The following is a 7,509-nucleotide window of genomic DNA, read 5'->3' as shown; positions in this document are numbered from 1 at the left end:
TTTAAAGTAAGCGTGAGTCTCCTGCTCCAAAGTTGAAAGGAGCTGACCGCACCAAAAAGAATTCAGACAAAAACCATGGGCGCAATATCCCGCAAATTCTTGATTTCCAACTTCTAGACCACTTGTATAACCCTCTTGCAGTAACGGTAGCGTTTCTTTAATATGAGATTTGCTGTGTAAGATCAATGTCCCCACCACGAATAATACCTCTGCCTTGATAGCTTTAGCATCAAGTTGAAAGACGACTTGAACTGCCAATTGACCAAACTTTACTCCTGTCTCCACATCTTGCTGCATATTACAAGTGGTGTTGCCATGACTGACATAAGCACTGGCTGAAACTTCAGTATTTCCATATTGAATTGAGAGCTTAACTGATAAGCTTGCCAGTAATGGATATAACAGAGAACCCGAAAGGTAAGCGGCAGGTAGAATGTTGTTGGCAATCTGCAAAATAGCAATTTTCTCCCCATCTGTCATTATTGGTAAGTCAGCCAAGTCTTCAATTTTCCGGTTTCCCATTAGTTTTTTAATGTCCGCAACTGCCTGTTGAACATCATTTTGTGTGGGTGTTTCGGGAAAGGTAATACCCAACTGTTGCAAGAATTGTTTGCCAATGGTTATAGCTTGGGTTAGTTTATTCTGAACAGTATTTGATTGAATTCTAAGTCCGTAAACATTAACTTTTTCTAGTAAAGACTGTGCCTGTGCGATGACCGTTTCAATGTACTGTTCCGTTCCCTCAAAGTCACCACAAAGTGAAGCTAATTCCGCAGCCAATTCATGGAACTCTAAACTCATTTCATATTGTCGTAGCCAAGCTTTTTCACCAAGCAAAAATAAGCCAATGTCTGCATATTCACGACCCGCTTGATAAGCAGTAGAACTTCTGGCTTTACGACAGGCAATTAAATTCAGTTGAGCAAGTTCATCTCTTTCTTGTTGTGCTGCAATCAATTCCACACCATAATTCAATTGATTGACAATCTCAAAAATTCTTTCTTCTCGTTCATCTTCTGGTGTATTTGTTAATAACAATTGACCAATTTTGAAATGTGTTTCTTTCTTTTTTTCTTCAGGTATCAGAGAATAAGCTGCTTGTTGTACACGGTCATGTAAAAACTTATAACTGGCAGAAATATGACTGCCTTGAACTGGATTTATTTCTGTTGTTGTATCTGTATAAAACTTATAAATTTCTGTTGTTGGTAAAATTAATCCTTCTTTGAGTGCAACCCATAAATCTGTAGCGGTTTCTAACTCAGAAGTCTGTCTGACAATTGCCAGGGTTTCTAAATCAAATTGGTTGCCAATACAAGCAGCAAGTTTGAGGCAATCCTGAGTTACAGAATTTAATTTTTGCAACCGTTTGCTCACAAACTTAACCACATCTTCACTCACTGCTGCCAGTCTAACTTGAGCTAAATCGCATTGCCAAAACCCTTCTTCAGAATTAAAATAAATCAGTCTATCTTGATATAATGCTTTCAGAAACTGCGTGGCAAAGAAAGGATTTCCTTGAGTTTTTTGATAAACTGCTTGAGTTAATGGTAAGGCTTTTTGTAAAGAACAATATAAGGTATCTGCTACTAATTGATTCAAATCATCTTGTCGCAATGGTGCTAATGTAATTGTATTAACAATTCCTTGATTTTTCTGAATTTCATCTAATGTCAACATCAATGGATGAGCCGGATTAACTTCATTATCTCGATAAGCTCCAATTAACAATAAATATTGACTATTAGCATCACTCATCAACAGCTTAATTAAGCTCAATGAAGCTGAATCTGCCCATTGTAAATCATCTAAGAAAATGACTAATAGATGGTCTTTTGTGGTAAAAACCTGAATAAATTTTTGAAACAGTAAATTAAACCGATTTTGTGCCGCAGTTCCCGATAATTCAGTAACAGCAGGTTGAGAACCAATAATCTTTTTCAATTCGGGAATAACTTCAATAATAACCTGTCCATTTTCCCCAACCGCAGCTAATATTTGCTCTTTCCATTGTTGCAGTTTGACATCATTTTTACTTAATAATTGCCCCATTAAATCTCGCAGTGCTTGGACAAAAGCACTGAAAGGAATATTACGTTGAAACTGGTCATATTTTCCCTTAATAAAGTAACCCCTTTGCCGGACAATGGGTTTATGAACTTCATTGACAACCGCTGTTTTTCCCACCCCTGAATATCCTGCCACTAACATCATTTCTGAACCTCCCCCCAAGAGCGATCCCTCTTCCGTCTCCTTTACCAAGAGCGAGCTCCCTTCCGTTCCCCTTGCCAAGAGCGATCCCCCTTTCGTCCCCCTTACTAAGGGGGAGACCAGCAGATGCTTCGCTTTTGTTTCTCCCTTTTGAAAAGAAGGCTGAGAGGAGATAGGATTAGCAACACGCTCAAAGGCATCTAATAATTGTTCAACTTGTTGCTGTCGTCCATAGAGTTTTTCGGGAATAATAAAATGGTCGCAAATATCTCGTTTGCAAATTTCAAAGAATTCAATTTTCCCAGTGTTTTCTAATTGTTTTAAACAAGTTTCTAAATCTTTTTGAATTCCCCAAGCACTCTGGTAACGCTCTTCGGCATTTTTCGCCATCAACTTCATCACAATCTTAGATACCACTTCCGGTATTTCTTCCCTATCCCCTAGTACTGGTGGTACTTTAGCAATATGACAATGAACTAATTCCATGGCATCAGTGGTTTCAAAGGGCAGTTTTCCACTTAATAATTCATAGAAAGTCACACCAAAAGAATAAAAATCAGTTCGATAATCAATTCCTCGATTCATTCGTCCGGTTTGTTCTGGAGAAATATAAGCTAGAGTTCCTTCCAGGATATTAGGATTTTTCAGAACTTGGGTTTCTTTTGGCAGGACTGAAGCAATACTAAAGTCAATTAGTTGAATTTCAAAAGTTGCCGGATGAATTAAAATATTTGCGGGTTTAATATCTTTATGAATAATACGATGATGATAGAGTCCGGCTAAAATTTCAGCTAGTTGAATTCCAATAGTTAGACATTGACTCAAACTTAAAGAATTATCTTGAGTATACTCGTCAAGAGAAATATAACCTTCATCCGCCATAACTAAGATTAAACTATTCCGATAGTTTTCCAGAGCAAGTGGTTGAACAACTCCAGATAAATTCAGATTCTTTGTGATGGTGTATTGATGACGAAATTGGACAAGTTCATGAAAACTGGGATATTCACTGCGTAATAATTTCAGGATAACAGGTTGGTTATTTGAAATGTTTTGAGCGCGATAAACTAGAGATTTTTTGCCTTGATGAATACATTCAATAGTCTGATAATTTTGAAAGTTTAAAGTCTGATGATTGTTCATGGTTATGCTCCTCTCCCTGTCTATATTTTAATTCATGTTTTCATATAGTGAGTTATATCTTGTGAGCCATCTATTGATAGCAATTGAGCAATAACATAATAGATAGGTTATCTCCAAGTTGAGTTTTTTATTGACATAAATCTAGTTTAAATCAAAAACTATTGGAAAAACTCAGTGCTGCTACTGATGTTATAAATATTTAAGAAGTAGGGAGTAGGGAGTAGGGAGTAGGGAACCCACCCCTCGCCCCTCCCCCTCCGGTGGAGGGGAAGAATTGATAATTTCTTTGGGATAATTAATTTTATTTTTTATTATTGGAGATGTCTATTAATAAAGCTTTATCCTAAGCTAAAAGCAATAACTGATGGCTATTAGCAGTCAGTTAGCCTCCTCCGGAGGAACTACGTTAACAGCAAGCCCTAATTATTCATTACTTCTGAGGTTTAGGAAGGAGACTTTAATAGTAACTTTTATTCTGTTTCAATTTCTTAATTATTTTACCTTCCCAAAAATTAATATAGCAATCCTATTTTATTTGTTTATAAAAATCTTACTGTTTTTAGGGAACAGGGAACAGGGAACAGGGAACAGGGAAGAACAATTGATAATTTCTGGATAATAATTGATTGTCTTTTTGATTTTTGGAGATGTCTATTCCAAAAAAAAGGCGTTGCTGAGTGGTAATGATTTTTAGATTAAGTATCAACGAAAAACATAAGTTTTCCAATTTTACTAGGACTTACGCATGAACTCTATTGGTAGGGTGTGTTTTGCTGTCGCATAACTCCGTTAACGCTCCGCGACATGAAAAGCGCTAGCGTAACTGAGCAAGACTCTATATATAGTGCCTTTGCGTAAGTCCTGTTTACTTTCAGCTACTTACCATTACATTTCAGCAATGCCATAAGTTTTAGTTGTAATACCAATTCACTTAAAAAATGTCACAAATAGTTGGTAACTGGTGAAGTAAAATAATAAGCTGAAATTACTGTAGAGTAGAGGTTTTAAGTACCTAAAAAATCACTTCATACTTCTGAGTTCAGACTTTAGTGAAACGGGTGCATCTCATAGCAAGCAAAAATACTTTTTTCCTATATATTCCCTGTTCCCTGTTCCCAGTTAAGTGTTCCCTAAAAGCGATAAATTTTTGGCTTTATTCTTGCATTAAGATGCACCCAGTGAAAAGGTATTAAAGGAACACTGAATCTGGGAACTTCGAGAGTAAGTCAATAGTAATTCACTTAAGTTTTGCTGACCCAAAAGTCACATCAAACTTTTCACACCAGACCACAACATTTGGATAATTTTGCCAATTTATTCCTTCTGGAATGTCATAAACTTGTTCTCCTGTAAAACTTTTTAAATCTCCTAAACGCACATAATTTTCTGCTGTATAACTTCCCGGACGATTTTCTTTATGTAATAACAATCTTACTGCCGGGCCTTCAATAGCAGAAAAGTTTTCCGCTAACCGCACTTTAGTTTTACCACCTGCTTGAATAATTTCTGCCGTACCTTCCGTATCTTCTCCCGGAGTAATAGTTACAAATTCTCCAGAAGCTAGAACAGTATTTGTCTGGGCTAAAGTTGGATAATTAGAAATAGAAGCAACCAGAATTTCTGGGGATAAAGTTTGAGATTGTGCATCTGGACAAACTTGTTTTTCCCAATCACATTTATACAAATGTTTTTCTTGCCAACTCAGAGAAATTTCTAACAAATCCCGACTTCCTGTTATTCCTTGTCCTAAAAATACTAGAATTGCCAAACAGTTTAAAGCAGTATGAATTTTGCGCCATTTGTGAGTTCTATCTTTATATATTTCTGGCACAATAGCTAAAGAAAAAATCATCAACATTGAAGCTATTAAACCATAATAAAAATGAGAAACCTGCCATTCAAAATCCCGCCGATAAACACCATCTTGAAAACCTAAAATTACGATACCTGCTCCCGTTAAAGTAGCAAATATTCCTCGCCATAATTTAGCTTTAGCGCGATACAAAAATACTAGAGAACCAACTGTAACAATAAATATCATTACGATTAATATTGCTAAAGTCATATTTTCACTTTTAAAATCTTTAAAAATGCCTTTAAAATATATGGAATAAGCAATAGCAACTAAAGTTATTCCGACAACAGAACCAGTCAACCAATTACCTATTTTCCTATGTTCTGGTCCTACCACTGGAGGGATTTTACTTTTACCTTTATCCGCAGTTTGTAGCCTTCGTTGACGAGCTTGCCAAGCCAAGTTGACAACTATACCAATAATTGGAAAAACCACCACAACTGCTAATGTTGGATGTATCAATCCCGCAATATCCTTTGCATTCATAATTTATCTCTCAGATAGAACTTTACATATTATATCTAAGCAGGTTGAGTGTCATTTCAGTTATCAGTTATCAGTATTGAAATATTGAACTTGATTTTTTTTCATTATCTTGCTTTAAGTTTAGCAAGAATGAAACAAATAGTCCTCTGAATAGAGCTTTTCAATTTACTGTAATATTGTAAGCATTCAGCCATCAGCTATTAGCCATCAGCTAATTTTTGAGAAGGTCATTTCCGCTATCAGTACCTCTCGTTAAGGAAAAGGAGAAAGTTTGTTTGATTGCTGGCGCACAACTGCGTTAACACGTCAGCGGAACGGAATTCTATCGCGCTTTTATCCAGGCATGAGGCGTTGCTGAATACTGGGATGATTGAGGCTGAAACGGAGACACGGGGACACGGGGACACGGGGACACGGGGACACGGAGACACGGAGACACGGGGACACGGGGATTATCAAAATAATATGTGTCTAAAACCCCAACTTTCAAGGCGTAATATTCTTGGAGCGGGGCTTAAATCCCCGTTACAAAAATAACTTCTGACTGTCAGATGTGTGTCTTACATTCTGAGTTCCCCTCAGAATTACACACTCGCTTCTGACTTATGACTTCTGACTTCGTTAAAGTTGATTCTCTCTGATAAAATCATCCCGCAATTATGCAATGCCAGGCATGATATAATAGATAAAATTCTGCAAGTAAGTCTATCCGGACTTAGGCAAATACGCTAACTGTTCCGAAATGAAAACTGCTTGCATAATTTTAGTTAAAACAGTCTATTACTGATTGCTGAGTACTAAACGCTAATATCATGTCCGGTTGAATACTTACACTTTGGAGGAGGTAAGGCAGAAGGCAGGAGGCAGGAGGCAGAAGGAAAGAAAAGGTGAGAAGAGAAAAGGTTTTTTATCAATAATTATCCGGACATGATATAACCGCTTCTTTAAGCAATTTGAAAAAAGTCATACTCTTGACTTCCGACTTCTGACTTCCGACTTCTGACTTCTGACTTCTAAAAAAGGGGTTGACAATTTGTATGCCTAACGTTAAAATTAAAAGTAAGGGTATTGGTATAAAGAACCTCGACAAATGAATAGCGGTAGCTTTTTAATCATTTCTAGTTTTTAAAGAGTGGTTAAGAGGTTATTTTTCATCTTTGCATGGTACCCCATCGACGCACCTCGCAGAATCGCTGAAAGGCTGATTCTCTCGTTGAACTGCGTCGATGCCATGCTAGGAGCGGGTTTGAGGGTCGTCATTTTGACAAAAATTGCCTTGTTGATTTTTTTATCAAAGGGGTGCGTCGATTTGGGGGTCTCAAAGCCTTACTCTGTCGTTGTTCCAAAACGTAGCTCCCCCCCGCTTGGGTTAATGCGGATTAGTTGGAAACTATACGGGATTCTCGGTTTTTTCTGTTGCGGAGGTTCTGCCCCCCCGCTTGGGTTAATGCGGATTAGTTGGAAACTCTCAAATTATCTGCCCGATCTTCAGCTTTTTCCCCCCCCGCTTGGGTTAATGCGGATTAGTTGGAAACTTGTAGGGGCGATTCGCGAATCGCCCCTACTAGCCCCCCCGCTTGGGTTAATGCGGATTAGTTGGAAACACCTTTATGCCATCAACTGATGGCCTTTTTTATTTATAGCGGTTTTCACAAAGGTAGACTACAAAACTTCATGCCAACGAGTAGTTTACCGAAAAATTGGGTTTAAAGCCTCGCCCATAAGCGGGCGACTTTTTATTTGCAAGTAAATTGAATATATGCTACAGTATTAAAAGTTGCCGGGGGGCACTCGGAAACTCTAAACGGACGTGG

At 37.6% G+C, this 7,509-nt stretch carries 2 protein-coding genes and 1 CRISPR repeat array; both genes read right to left on the bottom strand.

What is annotated here, in order from left to right; translation table 11 throughout:
• On the bottom strand, nucleotides 1-3,354 hold a 3,354-nt coding region (locus F6K54_RS36160), incomplete at its 3' end, for a serine/threonine-protein kinase PknK (RefSeq protein ID WP_293088668.1).
• Nucleotides 3,355-4,591: 1,237 nt separating this feature from the next.
• Nucleotides 4,592-5,695 carry a DM13 domain-containing protein gene (locus tag F6K54_RS43420; RefSeq protein WP_366558329.1) on the bottom strand — a complete coding sequence of 368 codons (1,104 nt, stop codon included), beginning with the start codon at nucleotides 5,693-5,695 and terminating at the stop codon, nucleotides 4,592-4,594.
• Between the two features lie 1,355 nt (nucleotides 5,696-7,050).
• Nucleotides 7,051-7,300: a CRISPR direct-repeat array (repeat unit 37 nt; unit sequence CCCCCCCGCTTGGGTTAATGCGGATTAGTTGGAAACT).
• Nucleotides 7,301-7,509: the final 209 nt, after the last annotated feature.

Source organism: Okeania sp. SIO3B5 (assembly GCF_010692555.1).
In the GTDB taxonomy this organism is placed as follows: Bacteria; Cyanobacteriota; Cyanobacteriia; order Cyanobacteriales; family Microcoleaceae; genus Okeania.
This window is presented reverse-complemented; position numbering and strand designations above follow the sequence as displayed.

Bases quoted from the DNA above. Each gene is read 5' to 3' on its own strand.
- F6K54_RS43420 (WP_366558329.1), bottom strand. From the start codon at position 5,695: ATGAATGCAAAGGATATTGCGGGATTGATACATCCAACATTAGCAGTT.